The sequence below is a fragment of the Saccharopolyspora taberi genome (assembly GCF_039534165.1).
GTDB classification, from domain to species: domain Bacteria; phylum Actinomycetota; class Actinomycetes; order Mycobacteriales; family Pseudonocardiaceae; genus Saccharopolyspora_D; species Saccharopolyspora_D taberi.
Genome location: NZ_BAAAUX010000005.1, coordinates 251,962 through 268,127 on the forward strand (window position 1 = coordinate 251,962; position 16,166 = coordinate 268,127).

General features: G+C 72.6%; 15 protein-coding genes. 11 read left to right on the plus strand and 4 right to left on the minus strand.

Features of this window, described 5'->3' with window-relative positions; all coding sequences use genetic code 11:
• The first annotated feature begins 1 nt into the window (after position 1).
• From ABD691_RS05805 to ABD691_RS05815, 3 genes are all read left to right on the plus strand, one after another.
• Positions 2-622, plus strand: a complete 621-nt coding sequence (locus ABD691_RS05805) for a nucleoside/nucleotide kinase family protein (protein WP_344678362.1) — start codon at positions 2-4, stop codon at positions 620-622.
• Between the two features lie 14 nt (positions 623-636).
• Positions 637-1,959, plus strand: a complete 1,323-nt coding sequence (locus tag ABD691_RS05810) for a hypothetical protein (protein WP_344678363.1) — start codon at positions 637-639, stop codon at positions 1,957-1,959.
• A 109-nt stretch (positions 1,960-2,068) separates the two neighbouring features.
• Positions 2,069-2,923 (plus strand): NAD(P)H-binding protein, encoded by an 855-nt coding sequence (locus tag ABD691_RS05815; RefSeq protein WP_344678364.1) that lies wholly within the window; start codon positions 2,069-2,071, stop codon positions 2,921-2,923.
• Between the two features lie 137 nt (positions 2,924-3,060).
• Here ABD691_RS05815 and ABD691_RS05820 read toward each other — a convergent pair whose 3' ends face one another.
• Complete coding sequence (locus tag ABD691_RS05820; protein WP_344678365.1) at positions 3,061-3,267, minus strand: hypothetical protein; 207 nt, start codon at positions 3,265-3,267, stop codon at positions 3,061-3,063.
• A 21-nt stretch (positions 3,268-3,288) separates the two neighbouring features.
• Here ABD691_RS05820 and ABD691_RS05825 point away from each other — a divergent pair, with 21 nt between their 5' ends.
• The 3 genes from ABD691_RS05825 to smc all read left to right on the plus strand — a co-directional run bounded on the left by ABD691_RS05825 (position 3,289) and on the right by smc (position 8,014).
• Positions 3,289-3,627, plus strand: a complete 339-nt coding sequence (locus ABD691_RS05825) for a hypothetical protein (protein WP_344678366.1) — start codon at positions 3,289-3,291, stop codon at positions 3,625-3,627.
• A gap of 247 nt (positions 3,628-3,874) precedes the next feature.
• Positions 3,875-4,159, plus strand: a complete 285-nt coding sequence (locus ABD691_RS05830) for an acylphosphatase (protein WP_344678367.1) — start codon at positions 3,875-3,877, stop codon at positions 4,157-4,159.
• A 96-nt stretch (positions 4,160-4,255) separates the two neighbouring features.
• Positions 4,256-8,014 (plus strand): chromosome segregation protein SMC, encoded by a 3,759-nt coding sequence (gene smc, locus ABD691_RS05835; protein ID WP_344678368.1) that lies wholly within the window; start codon positions 4,256-4,258, stop codon positions 8,012-8,014.
• Positions 8,015-8,030: 16 nt separating this feature from the next.
• Here the strand turns inward: smc and ABD691_RS05840 are convergent, their stop codons facing one another.
• On the minus strand, positions 8,031-8,312 hold the full coding sequence (locus tag ABD691_RS05840) for a zf-HC2 domain-containing protein (RefSeq protein ID WP_344678369.1): 282 nt from the start codon (positions 8,310-8,312) through the stop codon (positions 8,031-8,033).
• Positions 8,313-8,491: 179 nt separating this feature from the next.
• Here ABD691_RS05840 and ABD691_RS05845 point away from each other — a divergent pair, with 179 nt between their 5' ends.
• On the plus strand, positions 8,492-9,109 hold the full coding sequence (locus tag ABD691_RS05845) for a hypothetical protein (RefSeq protein ID WP_344678370.1): 618 nt from the start codon (positions 8,492-8,494) through the stop codon (positions 9,107-9,109).
• 6 nt (positions 9,110-9,115) lie between these two features.
• Here the strand turns inward: ABD691_RS05845 and ABD691_RS05850 are convergent, their stop codons facing one another.
• Both ABD691_RS05850 and ABD691_RS05855 read right to left on the minus strand, forming a co-directional pair.
• Complete coding sequence (locus ABD691_RS05850; RefSeq protein ID WP_344678371.1) at positions 9,116-10,618, minus strand: sodium:solute symporter; 1,503 nt, start codon at positions 10,616-10,618, stop codon at positions 9,116-9,118.
• Positions 10,605-11,798, minus strand: coding sequence for an anhydro-N-acetylmuramic acid kinase (locus ABD691_RS05855; protein ID WP_344678372.1), 1,194 nt, complete (start codon positions 11,796-11,798; stop codon positions 10,605-10,607). Before ABD691_RS05855 ends, ABD691_RS05850 begins: the two co-directional genes overlap by 14 nt.
• Positions 11,799-11,925: 127 nt before the next feature.
• Here ABD691_RS05855 and ftsY point away from each other — a divergent pair, with 127 nt between their 5' ends.
• From ftsY to ABD691_RS05875, 4 genes are all read left to right on the plus strand, one after another.
• The gene (gene ftsY / locus ABD691_RS05860) at positions 11,926-13,323 is read left to right on the plus strand and encodes a signal recognition particle-docking protein FtsY (protein ID WP_344678373.1); all 1,398 of its coding nucleotides are present in this window, start codon (positions 11,926-11,928) and stop codon (positions 13,321-13,323) included.
• 178 nt (positions 13,324-13,501) lie between these two features.
• Entirely contained in the window at positions 13,502-14,221 is a 720-nt protein-coding gene (locus ABD691_RS05865; protein ID WP_344678374.1) for a D-Ala-D-Ala carboxypeptidase family metallohydrolase, read from the plus strand.
• A gap of 39 nt (positions 14,222-14,260) precedes the next feature.
• Complete coding sequence (locus tag ABD691_RS05870; protein WP_344678375.1) at positions 14,261-14,944, plus strand: FadR/GntR family transcriptional regulator; 684 nt, start codon at positions 14,261-14,263, stop codon at positions 14,942-14,944.
• Positions 14,941-16,146, plus strand: a complete 1,206-nt coding sequence (locus tag ABD691_RS05875; protein WP_344678376.1) for a CynX/NimT family MFS transporter — start codon at positions 14,941-14,943, stop codon at positions 16,144-16,146. Before ABD691_RS05870 ends, ABD691_RS05875 begins: the two co-directional genes overlap by 4 nt.
• Positions 16,147-16,166 lie beyond the last annotated feature (20 nt).

Sequence of the window (16,166 nt, forward strand, 5' to 3'; positions counted from 1 at the left end):
CATGGTGCGGTTCGACGAGCTGGTCAAGCGGGCGCGTGCCCTGGCCGAGCCGGGGCAGCGGCGCATCCTCGGCATCACCGGCGCGCCCGGTGCGGGCAAGGGCACCGTGACCGACGCCCTGCTCGCCGAGCTGGGCCCGGCCGCGGTGGCGGTGCCGATGGACGGCTTCCACCTCGCCGAGGCCGAGCTGCACCGACTGGGGCGGCGGGACCGCAAGGGCGCGCCGGACACGTTCGACGCCGCCGGGTACGTCGCCCTGCTGCGGCGGCTGCGCGATCCGGGCGAGGACGTGGTGTACGCGCCGCGGTTCCACCGCGAGGTCGAGGAGTCCTACGCGGGGGCGATCCCGATCGGGCGCGAGGTCCCGCTGGTGATCACCGAGGGCAACTACCTGCTGCTCGACGGCCCGTGGGCGGGGGTCCGGGAACTGCTGGACGAGTCGTGGTTCCTGGCGCCCGACGAGGACGCGCGGCTGGAGCGGCTGATCGCCCGGCACGTGCGCTACGGCAAATCCCCCGACGAAGCAAGGGAATGGGTGTTGCGCAGCGACGAGCGCAACGCCGAGGTGGTGCGCGCGACCCGCGAGCGCGCTGATCTCGTGATCGATGGTGACCCTGTTTGAGAGGTGGTTCTTCCTTGCCGGAGCGGCGTTTTCTCCGTCCCCGACTGCTGGCCGCGGTCGACGGCGCGCTGTGGGTGGTCGACGAGTTCCAGCCGGTGGCCGCGCTGGTCGAACCCGGCACCGGGACGGTCCGCGAAGTCGTCGACTGGCGGTCGCTGGCCCCGCCGGAACCCGGCCACAGCGCCGAGATCGTCACCGATGGCAGCCGGATCTGGGTGCAGCAAGGCAGTTCCGTCGGCTGGGTCGACGAGACCGGGTTGCGGCAGGCGGCCGAGGTCGGCGGCACCCACCTCTGCGCGGTCGGGCGCGGGGCGGCGTGGTGCGTCGACTGGCACTCCCCGGATCCTGGCCGCTCGCCGGGGCCGGGAATCGCACCCGTGCCTCCGCCGATGCCCGAAGGGCGGCTCGTCATCGTGGCCGAGGACGGGCCGACGCGCGTGATCCCGGTCGACCGCCCGGCCCAGCACGTGGAAATCCGCGCCGACGGCGCCTATCTGGAGGTGCACAGCGAACCGCCCACGGCAACACCAGTCAGCTCCAGCGGTTGGACGTTCACCTACCACCACGACCACCTCTGGTTCCCGGCGGAAGTACCGGACCGCATCGAGTTCGCCGACCACGCCAAGCGCGACCCCGGCCCCGGCGGGCTGGGCTGGTCGGGCCGCGGCGGCGCGGGTTCGTGGCTGGCCTGGCACAGCGCGGACGAGGTGACGACGGACGGACTGCTCGCGTCGGGGCTGCGCTGGGCGCTGGGGCCGCTTCCGGAATTCGCCCACGGGGACCGGCATCCGGTCGTCGCCACCGGGCACGACCCGGACACCGGAGCCGAACGCGTCCGCTTCGAACTGGGGACCGGTCGGCTGCACGCGGCCGTCGAATGCGGCGGCTACCTCTGGGCGGTGCTGTGCCCGGCCCCGCGCCCGCGCGACCGGCCGCCGCTGCGCCTGCTGCGCATCGACCCGGGCAGCGGCCAGGTCGACCAGGTGGCCCCGGTCGACATCACGGACCGCTGCTGGTCGCCGGTGTCCTTGCCCGAGGACGAGATCGAAGCGCACGCCAACCGCGAACGGGCGGTTTTCGACGATGTGGAGCGGTACTTGCGAGGCGTCGCTGACGCGCGCAGCGAAATCGACGGCCGCTGGCCCGATCTCGGGGTCCGGCTGACCTTCCGCCACCCGTACTTCCCCGGCGGGTGGCTGAGCCGCCGCTGGCGGGTGTTCGACGAGATCGGGCGGCCGGTCTCGCACGAGTACGCGAGCGTGCATCTCATGGAGGACCTGGACACCCACCACCTCCCGCCGGTGGACGCGGCCGAGGGCGGCGTGCTGGAGATCTAGCGGTACTGGGGGGCCGGCAACACTGGGAAAAACGGTTATGTGCATGTAAGTCCGGCCGGTGGCTAGGTTCGGAGTCGTTCCCCTTCCACTGTCCTGAAAGGACACTCGCATGACCGTTCTCGTGACCGCAGCGACCGGAACCGTGGGGCGCGGCGTGGTCGACCGGCTGCTCGCCGAGGGCCGGGAAGTCCGGGCGCTGACCCGCGATCCGGCCTCGGCGGGACTGCCCGCCGAGGTGGAGGTCGTCGCCGGGGACCTCACCCGGCCGCACGAGCTCACCGCCGCGTTCGACGGCGTCGACCGGATGTACTACCTGGGCGCGATCATCGATCCGGCCCACGCGGTGGACGACGCGTCGGCTTTCCTGGCCCTGGCGGCGGAAGCCGGGGTGCGGCGGGTGGTGCACCTGTCCGGAAGCGCCGTCACCTACCGCCGTGCGGGCAGCTTCGAACTGCTCGCGGAGATCGAGGCGGTGGTCGAAGCTTCCAGTCCGGAGTGGACGCACGTGCGGCCGGGTGAGTTCGCGACCAACAAGCTGGACGTGTGGGGGCATTCCATCCGCACCGAGGGCGTCGTCCGCAACCCCTTCCCGGACGGGACCGGCGTTCCCGTGCACGAGGCCGACATCGCCGAGACAGCGGCCATCGCGCTCCTCGAAGACGGCCACCACGGCCGGGCCTACACCCTGACCGGACCGCAGCTGCTGACCCACCGGGAGCAGGCGGCGGCGGTCGCCGCCGGTCTCGGGCGGGAGCTGCGGTTCGAGGCCCAGACCTACGGCCAGGCCCGCCGCGCCTGGATCGAGGCCGGGATGCCCGCCGAGATCGCCGAGTACATCCTGGGATACCAGGCCGAATACGCCGAGGAACCGCCGCGGGTCTCGCCCGACTTCGAGCGGGTCACCGGCAGGCCCGGCCGCACCCTCGCCGAATGGGCCCGCGACCACCGCGCCGACCTGACCTGATCGCGCGGCGCCGAGCTGATCGCGCGGCGGCGAGCTGATCGCGCGGCGGCGCTCGGCCAAGGACCCTGCTCAATCCCGCGCCCTCAATTCCGGGTGCGCAGCTCGGCCGGAGGCGCCTCCAGCTCCGAGGACCCCGCTCAGCCCCGCGCGCCCTCATCCCGGGCGCGCAGCTCGGCGCGGACGTCATCCGGGATGCGCCCGGTGTGGTCGATCGGGGTCCACGGCTCGCTGCGGATCCACTGCGATCCGCAGCCCCGGCACGCCAGGACCGGCAGCCCGTCGAGCTCCGTCCTGGTGCGGTGCCAGGAGCACAGCGACCGGCACGCGCGGATCGCCAGCGGCATCAGGAGCTCTCGCGGCTGTAGGTGCTGAAGGTCGACGTCGTGGTGGGCGTCGGCCTGCTGGTCGTCGGCGGCTTCGTGGTCGAAGTCGGCGGTTCTTCCGTCGTCGTCGGTGTCTGGGTCGGGACGTCGGTGGGCGACGGGACCGTCGGCGTCGGCTCCGGGGTCCGCGTCGGCGTTCCGGTCTCGGAAGAAGTCGTTTCCTCGCTGCTGCTGGTCGAGGTCTTCGACGTCGTGGAGCTGGTGGACGGCGGAGGCGGCGGCAGCATCGGCGGCGGTGTCGTCCACGTCGGCGTCGGCACCCGCGAGGTCGGGGTCAGGTTGGAGTCCGGCGTGGCGTCGAGGTTCTCCTGGCTGCCGTAGGCCATCGCGGCGGCGGTGGCGAACGCGGTGGCGATCACCATCCCGGAAGCCGCCAACATCACCAGGCGCTTCGGCCGGGCGTCCGGATCCTCCAACGCGTACGGCTCCATCGGTGTCCCACCTCTTGCGGTTCGGGTGACCCTGGTCAGCACCGACACGGTACTGATCGTCGCGAGCCGCTCCCGCGCGGACCGGTGGGGCGAACCGTTTTCGCAGATCGCGACGCGGTGCGGCATCATGGTCGGCCGTGACGGATGCGGAGCGGACCCGACTGACGGCATGGGTGCACGGTCGCGTGCAGGGCGTGGGATTCCGGTGGTGGACGCGGTCCCGGGCGCTGGAGCTCGGGCTGGTCGGCAGCGCCACCAACCTGCCTGCGAGCCGCGTCGAGGTCGTCGCGGAAGGACCGCGCGACGCGTGCGAGCGGCTGCTGACCGCGCTGCGCTCGGGCGAGACGCCGGGGCACGTCGAGCACGTGGCCGAGCAGTGGTCGGAACCGAAGGGCGGTCTGACCGGGTTCGTCGAGCGCTGAGCCCGCGCTACCAGCGGTTCTGCGCGGTCGGCGGCGGGGACGCGGGTAGTCTCTGCCGGACGTAGCAGTGCGAACCGGGAAAGGTCGATCGAAGCCGTGCACCTGAAGAGCCTGACGCTCAAGGGATTCAAGTCCTTCGCCTCGGCCACCACGCTGCGCTTCGAACCCGGCATCACCTGCGTCGTCGGCCCCAACGGCTCCGGCAAGTCCAACGTCCTCGACGCCCTGACCTGGGTGATGGGCGAGCAGGGCGCGAAGGCGCTGCGCGGCGGCAAGATGGAGGACGTCATCTTCGCCGGCACCGCCGGGCGCGCCCCGCTCGGGCGCGCCGAGGTGACGCTGACCATCGACAACAGCGACGGCGCGCTGTCCATCGACTACACCGAGGTCTCGATCACCCGCCGGATGTTCCGCGACGGCGCCAGCGAGTACGAGATCAACGGCAACTCCTGCCGGCTGATGGACGTCCAGGAACTGCTGTCGGACTCCGGCATCGGCCGCGAGATGCACGTCATCGTCGGCCAGGGCCAGCTCGCGTCGATCCTGCAGGCCAAACCCGACGAGCACCGCAGGCTCATCGAGGAAGCCGCGGGAGTGCTCAAGCACCGCAAGCGCAAGGAGAAGGCGCTGCGCAAGCTGGACGCGATGCAGGCGAACCTGACCCGCCTGACCGACCTCACCAGCGAACTGCGCCGCCAGCTCAAACCGCTGGGCAAGCAGGCCGAGATCGCCCGCAAGGCCCAGACCGTGCAGGCCGACCTGCGCGACGCGCGGCTGCGGCTGATCGCCGACGACCTGGTCACCGCCCGCGCCGAGCTCGCCCGCGACGAGGCCGACCAGGAGACCGCGAAGGCCAAGCGCGCCGAGGTCGAGCGCGCGCTGCAGTTCGCGCAGTCCGAGGAGAAAACCCTCGAAGAGGCCGTCGCCGCCGACGCGCCGCGGCTCAACCGCGCGCAGGAGACCTGGTACCGGCTGTCCGCGCTGGAAGAACGCCTGCACGGCACGCTGCGGCTCGCCGCCGAGCGGCACCGCCACCTGACCGCGCAGACCGAGGAGCAGCGCAGCGGGCGCGACCCCGACCAGCTGGAGGCCGAGGCCGAGGAGGCCGCCGAGCGCGAGATCGAGCTCCGCGAGGAGATGGAGCAGGCGCGCGAGGTGCTGTCCGAGGTCGTGCGGCGGCGCTCCGAGCTGGAGTCCTCGTTGCAGGCCGCCGAGCAGGCGCACATGGCCGCGGTCCGGGCCATCGCCGACCGCCGCGAGGGCGCGGCGCGGCTGTCCGGTCAGGTCGAGTCGATGCGCAGCAAGGCGAGCGCCACCGCCGACGAGATCGAGCGGCTGTCGGCCGCGCTGGCCGAGGCGCGGGAACGCGCCGAGGTCGCCGAGCAGGCGGTCGCCGACGCGGAGGCGGAAAGCGACGGGTTCGACTCCGACGACGCCGGGCTCGACGACCGCCGCGCGACCGCGGCGGAGGCGCGCGACGCCGCGCGGGCGCGGGTTGAGGAGCTGGTGCGCGACGAGCGCGCGACCGAGCGCGAGATCGCGTCCTGGAAGGCGCGGGTCGAAGCGCTGTCGATGGGCTTGCGCCGCAAGGACGGCGCGGGCGCGCTGCTGGCCGCCGGCGACCGGGTGCCGGGCCTGCTCGGGTCGGTCGCGAAGCTGCTGACCGTCGAGCCGGGCGCGGAGGTCGCGCTGGCGGCGGTGCTGGGCGCGGTGGCCGACGCGGTCGCGGTCAGCGGCGTCGGCGACGCCGTGGCGGCGCTGGAGCTGCTGCACTCCGACGAGGCCGGCCGGTCCGGCATCCTCGTCGGCGGGTCCGAAGTGGACGACCGGTCGGCGTGGCCGGAACTGCCCGGATCCGCGCGCTGGGCCGTAGACCTGGTGCAGGCTCCGGACGGCCTGCGCCCGGCGGTGACCAGGGCGCTGGACCGGATGGCGGTCGTCGACGACCTCGCCGCCGCGCGGGCGCTGGTCGAGGCGCACCCCGGAGTCCGCGCGGTCACCGCGTCCGGCGACGTCATCGGCTGCCACTGGGCGATCGGCGGCTCCGACGACAAGCAGAGCGTCATCGAGGTGCAGGCCGCCGTCGACGAGGCCGAACGGGAACTCGCCGCCGCCGAACGCCGCCTCGAACAGCACTCCGCCGCCCTCGAAGGCGCCCGCGCCGAGGAGGAGGCGCGCCGCGACGAGGTCCGCGCGATCAAGGAGCAGATCAACGACGCCAAGGTGCGCCGCGCCCGCAGCACCGAACGGCTTTCCAGCCTGCAGAAGGCGGCCCGCTCGGCCACCGCCGAGGTCGACCGGTTGCAGGTGCAGCGCACCAACGTCGAGCGCTCCCGCGAAGACGCCCTGGCCAAGCTCGCCGACCTCGAAGAACGGCTCGCGACCGTCAAGTTCGAGCAGGACGAGCAGCCCGAGCCGGACACGGCCGAGCGCGACCGGCTCAACGGCGAGCTCAACGCCGTGCGGCAGGAGGAGATGGACGCCCGGCTCGGCCAGCGCACGGCCGAGGAGCGCGCCCGCGCGGTCCAGGGCCGGGCGGACCAGCTGCGCCGAGCCGCCCGGCACGAGCGCGAAGCGCGCGCCCGTGCCGAAGCAGCGCGCCGCGCGCGGGAGCGCGGAGCGCGGGTCGCGAAGGCCGTCGTCGACGGAGCCGAGACGGCGTTGGAGCGCATCGCCGTCTCGCTGCGGACCGCGACGGAGGAGCGGGACGTGGCGCAGGCGCAGCAGAGCGAGCACGAGCAGGCGCTCGGCGCCGTGCGAGCGCGGGTGCGCGAGCTCGCGGGGGAGCTGGAGAAGCTCACCGACGCGGTGCACCGCGACGAAGTCGTGCGGGCGGAGCAGCGGCTGCGGATCGAGCAGCTCGAATCGAAGATCATCGAGGACTTCGGGATCGGACTGGACGACCTGGTCGACGAGTACGGCCCGACGGTCCCGGTTCCGCCCAGCCCGGCCGAGATCGCCGAGTACGAGGCGGCCAAGGAGCGCGGCGAGCAGGTCAGCGAACCGCCGCCGGTGCCCTTCGACCGCGGCACCCAGGAGCGGCGCGCCAAGCGGGCGGAGAAGGACCTCTCGCTGCTGGGCAAGGTGAACCCGCTCGCGCTGGAGGAGTTCGCGGCGCTGGAGGAGCGCTACAAGTTCCTGTCGACGCAGCTGGAGGACCTCAAGGCCACCCGCCGCGACCTGCTCGACGTGGTCAAGGAGGTCGACGAGAAGATCCTGGAGGTCTTCAGCTCGGCGTTCCACGACGTGGCCGCGGAGTTCGAGAAGGTCTTCACCGTGCTGTTCCCCGGCGGCGCCGGGAAGCTGGTGCTCACCGAGCCGGACGACCTGCTCACCACCGGCGTCGAGGTGGAGGCGCGCCCGCCGGGCAAGAAGGTCAAGCGGCTGTCGCTGCTGTCCGGCGGGGAGAAGTCGCTGACCGCGGTGGCGATGCTGGTCGCGATCTTCCGCGCCCGGCCGTCCCCGTTCTACGTCCTCGACGAGGTGGAGGCCGCGCTCGACGACACCAACCTGCGCCGCCTGATCACGCTGCTGGACCAGATCCGCGAGACCTCGCAGCTGATCATCATCACCCACCAGAAGCCGACGATGGAGATCGCCGACGCGCTCTACGGCGTGACCATGCGCGGCGACGGCATCACGACGGTGATCTCGCAGCGGCTGCGGGGGAAGAAGGAACCCGCGTCCGGAGGCGCGCCGGAGGCCGGGAGCGACTCGGAGGCCGGGGGCGCGTCTGAGGTCGGGCCGGAACCCGTTGGCCAGGTCGAACCGGAGCCCGCTCTCCAGAGCGAGCCCGAACCCACCCCCGAAGCCGAGGACGAGCGCCCCGCCGCCGACGACCCCGCCGCCGGCTGAGCCCGGGACCGGCCGGTCAGGGCGTCTGCCCGCCGCCGAGGACGAGCGCCCCGACGACCAGCGTGGTCACCAGCAGCAGCCGCCAGGCGAACGGCAGCCGGGCCCGGTGCGCCTCGGTGGCGGGCGGAATCCGCTGCGGCAGGGCGCGGTTCGACGGTCGCGGGCGGATCAGGTCGGTGCGGCACCGCTCGCACTCGGCGACGTGGGTGCGCAGCGCCAGCCATTCGACGCCCTCCAGCAGCCCGTCGGCGTAGGGCCGGAGCCGTTCCCGCAGCTCCTCGTGTTCCCGGTCGTCCACTGCGGACCCCCGTCCAGCGCGCGTTGCCGATTGCTTGTCCATCGACGCGGGACCGGCTGCGCTGAAGTGTTGATCTCCTGCGAGAGTGGCCTGAACGGTGCACCCAGCTCCCGTCGGAAGTACCTCCCGCGGAGGCATTAGTGTGTGCGCCGCGCCGTGTTCACGCCAGGAGGGCCACCATGACCAACCCGTACGGGCAGCCGCCGGGTCACCAGCCGTATCCGCAGCAGGGGCAGCAGTTCCCGCCGCCCGGTGGGTACGCCCCGCCGTCCGGGCCGCAGCCGATGCCCCCGGCCATGCCGCCGCAGCCGCAACCGCAGGCGGGCTACCCGCAGCAGCCGGGCGGCTACCCCCAGCCCCAGCCGGGCATGCCCGGCGCTCCGATGGCGCCGCCGATGGCTCCGCCGCCGCCCGGGATGGGCCGGGTCGTGATCGACTCCTCGTACTTCTGGCTGGCGTTCATCCTGGCCCTGTTCAAGCCGGGGATCACCATCAACGGGCAACCCGGTCCGGTCGCGACCTGGGGCAAGACCGTCATCGACCTGCCGCCCGGCCAGTACCAGATCCAGGTGCACACCAACTACCTCTGGAAGTTCGGCCACGCGGTGGCCGTCGTGCCGGTCACGGCGGGCCAGCAGGTCGACGTCTACTACAAGGCCCCCGCGGTCGCCTTCGGCGAGGGCGCCATCGGCCCGGTCCCGCAGGAAGTGCCGAACCTGGCGCTCGCGCTGGTGCTCTCGATCGGCGTCCCGGTGCTGATCTTCCTGCTCGGGCTCCTGCCGCTGCTGACGATGTGAGCCCGCTCAGGGGGTCGTCTCCTCCAGGACCGGTTCCTCCGGTGTGACGGTCGGCGGGTGCCGCAGCGACAGCAACCCGCCGACCAGCAGCGTGACCAGCACGCCGATCGGCGTGTACCAGGGGAACGCCAGCGCGCTCCGGCCGCCCTCGCCGTCCGGGAAGGTCGGGACCAGGATCACGAACGCCACCACCGCCACGGTGACCGCGAACGCGACCACCGCGTCGGTCTGGCTGGCCCGCTTCACCAGCAGTCCCAGGAAGAACGCGCCCAGCAGCGCGCCGTAGGTGTAGCCGGTGATGCTCAGCCCCAGCTCGATCACGGGGTTGTCGGTGTCGGTGAACATCGACGCGAACCCGAACAGCACCACGCCCCAGACCAGCACCCAGATCTTGGCCTGCCGCAGCACCGCGGCGTCGTCGAGCTGCTTCGTGGTCATCCGCTGGTAGATGTCGGTGACCGTCGAGGTGGCCAGCGAGTTCAGCGACGAGCTCATCGCCGCGGCGAGGATGCCCGCGATGAGCAGCCCGGCGATCCCCGGCGGCATCTCGGTGATGATGAACGTCGGGAACAGGTCGTCGTTGGTGGCCATGCCCATCTCCTTGGGCGCCACGCCCCGGTAGAACGACCACAGCATGGTTCCGATCAGCAGGAACAGCCCGAACTGGAAGAACACCAGCACGCCGCTGCCGATCAGCGCGGTGCGGCTGGCCCGCAGCGTCCGGGTCGCCAGCAGCCGCTGCACGATCAGCTGGTCGGCGCCGTGCGAGGCCATCGACAGCATCGCGCCGCCGACGACCGCGGTGACGAACGAGTACGGCTCGGTCAGCACCGACGACGAGAAGTCGAACAGCTGGAACTTGCCCTCCGCCAGCGCGGCGCCGAACCAGTCCGAGGGCAGCCTGCCCGCAAGCAGCGCCACCGCGATCAGCCCGCCGACGACGTAGAGCACCATCTGCAACGCGTCCACCCACACCACCGCGCGGGTTCCGCCGAGGTAGGTGTAAAGCACCGTGACGATCGTGATCACCAGGATGATCTGCCAGAACGACACCTCGAACCCGGCCGCCGCGAGCATCACCTTCACCGGGATCGCGGTGGCGAACAACCGCACGCCGTCGGCCAGCAGCCGGGTCACCAGGAACGTCGCCGACGCGGTGCCCTGCAGCCCGGACCCGAACCGCTCGCCCAGGTAGGCGTAGGCGGTGACCAGCTCGCCCTGGTAGTAGCGGGGCAGCAGCACGAACGCGACCACGATCCGGCCGACCAGGTAGCCGAGGGCCAGCTGGAGGAAGGTGAACGAGCCGAGGTAGGCCACCGTCGGGGTGCTGATCACGGTCAGCGTGGAGGTCTCGGTCGCCACGATCGCGAAGCACACCGCCCACGACGGCATGTTGCGGTCGCTGACCATGAAGTCCTTGGCCGAGCGCTGACGGCCCCCGAGCAGCACGCCGAGGATCGGGACGAGGATCAGGTACCCGACGATGATGGTGACGTCAACGGGATGCACGGGGCCTCCACTCTGGTTCCGGGCGAAGGATTCGCAGGCGCCGCGGGGTCTCCGCGGCAGGTTCGGGCAGCGCGAGCGGGGCCCGGCCGGGGGTGATGGCGCCGAGCAGCCGGGGGCCGCGCGCGCCGGTGGTGCCGGGCACGTTGCCGGGCAGGCCGTGCGCGGTGAGGAAGCCGAGCAGTGCGGTCAAGTACGCCTCCTTGCCGTCCGCGGGCAGTCCGAACTGATCACTGGTTCCCAGTGGGACGCCGTGATCGGCGAGCCGGTTGCGCAGCGCGGCGAGGAGAACGGGATTCGCGGTTCCGCCGCCCGACGCCACGACCCGGTCCGCGCCGCGGCAGGCGTCGGCGATCGTGGCGGCGGTGAGCTCGGTCAGCGTCGCGAGCAGGTCGCCGTCGTCGACCCGGCCGCACCCGTCGAGCACGCGCGCGAGGTACGCGCGGTTGAAGTGCTCCTTGCCGGTCGACTTCGGCGGCTCCAGCGCGTAGTACGGATCGTCGAGCAGGACCTTCAGCAGGTCGGCGCGCACCGAACCGGTCGCGGCGATCGCGCCGTCGACGTCGTGCGCCAGCTCGCCACCGGTGACCATCCGGGCGGCGGCGTCGATGAGCGCGTTGCCGGGTCCGGTGTCGTAGGCGAGCGGATGTGCACCGCCGACGACGGAGATGTTGGCGATGCCGCCGATGTTGAGGGCGATGCTCACGCCGGGTTCGCCGCCCAGCCACAGCGAGTCGAGAACCCCGACCAGCGGTGCGCCGTGGCCGCCCGCGGCGACGTCGCGGGCGCGCAGGTCGGCGACCACCGGCAGCCCGGTCCGCTCGGCGATCCAGGCGGGCTGGCCGAGCTGGAGCGTGCCGCGGGCGCGGCCGTCCTCGACCCAGTGGTAGATCGTCTGCCCAAGCGAGGAGACCAGGTCGGCGGGGCCGAAGCGGCGCAGCGCGTCCGCGGCCACCTCGGCGAAGCACCGGCCGACCTCGGTGTCGAGCTCGCAGAGCTCGGCGGCGGTGGTCGCGGCGGGCGGCAGCGCCGCCAGGAGCCGCTCGCGGAGCTCGGGCGGGTAGCCGGAGGCGGTGTGGCCGAGCGGGCGGAGCTCGGCGGTGTCGCCGGAGAGCGCCAGCTCGCAGGCGGCGACGTCGACGCCGTCCATCGACGTTCCGGACAGGACCCCGAGCACTCGCATCAGTGTGGTGTATGCCACCTGCGGGAGGGACGCAAGCGCCGAGCCGGGTCAATTCGGTGAATCGCCCGCGCTGCTCCGCGAGCGGCCCTTTCACCGGATCGTCCCAGCAGGGTGCGAGGATGGTGGGGTGACCAGCTCGAACCTGATTCTGATCGTCGTCGCCGTCCTGGTGGTGCTCGCGGTCGCCGTGATCGCAGGCGTGGTGCTGAGCCGCAGGCGGCGGATCAGCCTGGGCCAGGACGAGGCTGCCGAGGCCCGGAAGGAGACCGGTTACCAGGCCGGCGGGGGCATCAGCCTCTCCAGCGGTGGGACGGCCGCGCCGCCGGTGCACCCGGTGGAGGAGCGGCCGGAGGTGGAGGGGCAGCCGGGCGTCGGTGACGACGCGGCGGTGCCCCGCGACAGCGAGCGGCGCGGCATCGTCGACGTCCCGCTGCCCGACGGCCCGGCGCCGGCCGACACCGACGTCGAGGTTCCGGAGCAGCAGGCTCCCGCCGAGCCCGCTGTTGCGGAGCCCGCTGTCCCGGCACCGACCGCGCCGGAACCCACCGCGCCGGAGCCGGAGCCCGCCGAGCCGGTCCGCGAGGAGATCGAGCCCACCGCCGGCAGGCTGGAGCGCCTGCGCGGCAGGCTGTCGCGGTCCCGGTCGACGCTGGGGCAGGGGCTGCTGGGCCTGCTGGGCGCCGGTGACCTCGACGAGGAGTCCTGGGAGGAGATCGAGGACACGCTGCTGATGGCCGACCTCGGCGCGGCCACGACCACCGAGATCACCGAGCGCCTCCGCTCGGAGATCGCCTCCCGCGGTCTCCGCACCTCCGAGGAGGTCCGCGGCCTGCTGCGCGAGGTCCTGGTCGACGCGCTCGGGCCGGACATGCCGCGTTCCGTGCAGGCCCTGCCGCACGGCGACCCGGCCGACGGCGGCAAGCCCGCGGTGGTCCTCGTGGTCGGCGTCAACGGCACGGGCAAGACCACGACGACGGGCAAGCTCGCGCGGGTCCTGGTGGCCGACGGCCGCACGGTGCTGCTCGGCGCGGCCGACACGTTCCGCGCGGCGGCGGTGGAGCAGCTGGCGACCTGGGGCGAGCGGGTCGGCGCGGAGGTCGTGCGCGGCAACGAGGGAGCGGACCCGGCGAGCGTCGCCTTCGAGGCGGTCAGCCGCGGCTCGGACACGGCGGTCGACACGGTGCTGATCGACACCGCGGGCCGCCTGCACACCAAGACCGGCCTGATGGACGAGCTCGGCAAGGTCAAGCGCGTGGTCGACAAGCGCGCCCAGGTGGACGAGGTCCTGCTGGTCCTGGACGCGACCACCGGCCAGAACGGCCTCACCCAGGCCCGGGTGTTCTCCGACGTCGTGGATGTGACCGGCATCGTGCTCACCAAGCTCGACGGCACCGCCAAGGGCGGAATCGTCTTCCAGGTCCAGCGCGAACTCGGCGTTCCGGTCAAGCTCGTCGGCCTCGGCGAGGGCCCCGACGACCTGGCCCCGTTCGAACCCGGCGCTTTCGTCGACGCCCTGCTGGGCTGAGCACCCTTCCCGGACCGGCCTCCTGCGCTTCGCGCGGGGGGCCGGTCTTTGTTTCGGGGCCACGATTCCCGGGCGTCGGCGCGAACATCCGGTGAGCAATCTGCGAAACAACTGCCCCATTCGGTGAATTTCGGACATGATCGGGCCGAGTCCGGAAGATCGCCGAAAGGGGATGCTCATGTCGCGACTGGTCGCCGTGCTGGCGATGGCGTTGCTCGTGCTCACCGGGGTTTCCAGCGTCACCGCGCCCGAGGCCGCGGCCTACGAGTGGAGCCGCGAGCTGCGGGAAGGGGACAGCGGCGCTGACGTGCGGGAGCTCCAGATCCGGGTCGCGGGCTGGGCCGCCGACAGCGCCGAGAAGACCCACGTCGCCGTCGACGGGCAGTTCGGGCCCGGCACCAAGGCCGCCGTCATCCGCTTCCAGAACGCCTACGGCCTGACGGCCAGCGGCGTCGTGGACGGCCCGACGCAGGACGCGCTCAACGCGCTTGAGGACGCTGACGGCTCCACCGCGCACTTCGACTTCGCCGAGTTCCAGTCCAAGGACGGCGCCGGGTTCTCCGGTGGCAACGTCGACCAGGCCGCGGTCAAGGAGAACGTGCGGCGGCTGATGTACAAGCTGGAGGCGGTCCGCAGGAAGGCCGGAGACTCGGCGATCACCGTCAACTCCGGCTTCCGCAGCAAGGCGCACAACGAGAGCGTGGGCGGCGCTCCCAACAGCCAGCACACCTACGGCATCGCCGCCGACATCGTGATCAGCGGCAGGAGCGTCAGCCAGACCATCGGCTACGCCCAGACCTCGGGCTTTTCCGGGATCATCCGCTACGACTCGTTCACCCACGTCGACAGCCGCGTCGAGTACGACTACGGCGCAAACACCTGGTACTGGCAGGTCTGAGATTTGTCTGACGACTGACGTCTGACCTAGGGTGCGGCCATGCGCGCTGTCGGACGTCGGTCGTCGGTCGAGGAAGTGATCGAGCAGCTCAACGAGCAGCTGGTCAGCGGTGCCTGGGAACCGGGCGCGCGGATACCGACCGAGCAGGAGCTCAGCGCCCAGCTGGAGGTCAGCCGCGCCGTGGTCCGCGAAGCGGTCCGGGCGCTGGCCCACCTCGGCGTGCTGGAGAGCAGGCAGGGCGCGGGCACGTTCGTCGTCAGCGCCGCCGACCCGACGCCGATGCTGCGCGAGCTGCGCCTGGCCGAGGTGCACGACGTCTTCGAGGTCCAGCTCGCCTACGACGTGCAGGCCGCGCGGCTGGCTGCCGTCCGCCGCGACGAGGACGACCTCCGCGGCCTGCGCGACCTGCTCCGCCGCCGCGACGAAGCCGTGGCACCCGAGGACTTCGCCACCGCCGACGCCGACTTCCACCTCGCCGTCGTCCGCGCGGCCCGCAACCCTCTGCTGCTGGAGAGCTACCGCTACTTCGTCGGCAAGCTCCGCGAAGGGCTGCGCGCCCTGCGAGCGCATGACGACCTCGTCGACTCCGGCCCGCAACCGCACCACGACCTGCTCGCGGCCATCGAGGCCCGTGACCCGGCCGCCGCGGCCGAGGCCGCGCACGCCGTGATCGAACCCGGACTGACCGCCCTCGGCGGCATCCTCGGAAAGGACGGCCAGTGACCGACCGCAAGACGACCGCCGCGGTCGCGACCCTCGTGCTCGTGGTGCTGGTGGCGCTGGCGTTGCGACCGCCCTTCACGGCCATCGCCCCGCTGTTGGACCGGATCCAGCAGGACCTCGGCCTGTCGACGACCTTCGGCGGGATGCTCACCACGCTCCCGGTGGTGTGCCTCGGGGTTTTCGCGTTCCTCGCGCCGAAGCTGCGGCAGCGGGTCGGTGACGAGAAGGTCGTCGTCGGATGCCTGATCGTCCTCCTGACCGGCAACCTGCTCCGCGCGGCAGGTCCCGTCTGGGCGCTGGTCGGCGGCACGGTCGTGGTCGGCGCCGGCATCGCGGTGGCCAACGTCGCCCTGCCCGGGCTGATCAAGCGCGACTTCCCGAGCCAGGTGCCGATGATCACCGCCATCTACACGGTGTGCCTGACGCTCGGCGGCGCCGTGGCGGCCAGCGTCGTCGTCCCGCTCGGCCAGGCGCTGGGCTCGGCGTGGCAGCTGCCCCTCGGCGCGCTGGCGTTACCGGTCCTGGTGGCCCTGCTGATCAGCGCCTTCGCCCTCCGGCACGCTTCCGCCGCGCGCCCCGAGCCGATCAGCCCCGGCGGTCTGTGGCGCGCTCCGCTGGCCTGGCAGGTCACCGTGTTCATGGGGCTGCAGTCGATGCTGGCCTACGTCGTCTTCGGCTGGCTGCCGACCATCGCGCAGAGCCGCGGCATGAGCCCGGGCCTCGCCGGTCTGCTGCTGGGGATCCAGGCCGCCATCCAGGCCGCCGGGTCGATGACCGTGCCGGTGCTCTGCCGCAGGCTGCGCGACCAGCGGCTGATCGCCTGCGGGCTGGCGGTCCTGATCGCGACCGGGTTCGTGGTCATCGTGCTGGGCCCCGCGCCCGCCGGGATCTGGATCGGCACCGTGGTGCTCGGCCTGGCCCAGGGCGCGGCGTTCGGGCTCGCGCTCACGCTGATCGGGCTGCGCTCGCCGGACAGCGACACCACCGCCGCGCTGTCCGGGATGGCCCAGGGCACCGGCTACCTCATCGCGGGCACCGGCCCGCTGGCGGTCGGGTTGCTGCACGACCTGGCGGGCAACTGGCTGGCCCCGCTCGGGCTGGTGCTCGTGGTGTGCGCGGTGCTGTTCTGCATGGGGTTGCTGGCGGGGCGGCGGCTCCAGGTGGAGTCGGTGGTCCGCGCGGAGCTCACAACAGTTCCGTAACCGGCTGTGCGGAGGATTTC

What these genes read in the sequence shown, in the direction of transcription:
- ABD691_RS05805 (WP_344678362.1), top strand. Translation starts at nt 2, where the DNA reads ATGGTGCGGTTCGACGAGCTGGTCAAGCGGGCGCGTGCCCTGGCCGAG.
- ABD691_RS05815 (WP_344678364.1), top strand. Translation starts at nt 2,069, where the DNA reads ATGACCGTTCTCGTGACCGCAGCGACCGGAACCGTGGGGCGCGGCGTG.
- ABD691_RS05820 (WP_344678365.1), bottom strand. Translation starts at nt 3,267, where the DNA reads ATGCCGCTGGCGATCCGCGCGTGCCGGTCGCTGTGCTCCTGGCACCGC.
- ABD691_RS05845 (WP_344678370.1), top strand. Translation starts at nt 8,492, where the DNA reads ATGACCAACCCGTACGGGCAGCCGCCGGGTCACCAGCCGTATCCGCAG.
- ABD691_RS05855 (WP_344678372.1), bottom strand. Translation starts at nt 11,798, where the DNA reads ATGCGAGTGCTCGGGGTCCTGTCCGGAACGTCGATGGACGGCGTCGAC.
- ABD691_RS05865 (WP_344678374.1), top strand. Translation starts at nt 13,502, where the DNA reads ATGTCGCGACTGGTCGCCGTGCTGGCGATGGCGTTGCTCGTGCTCACC.
- ABD691_RS05870 (WP_344678375.1), top strand. Translation starts at nt 14,261, where the DNA reads ATGCGCGCTGTCGGACGTCGGTCGTCGGTCGAGGAAGTGATCGAGCAG.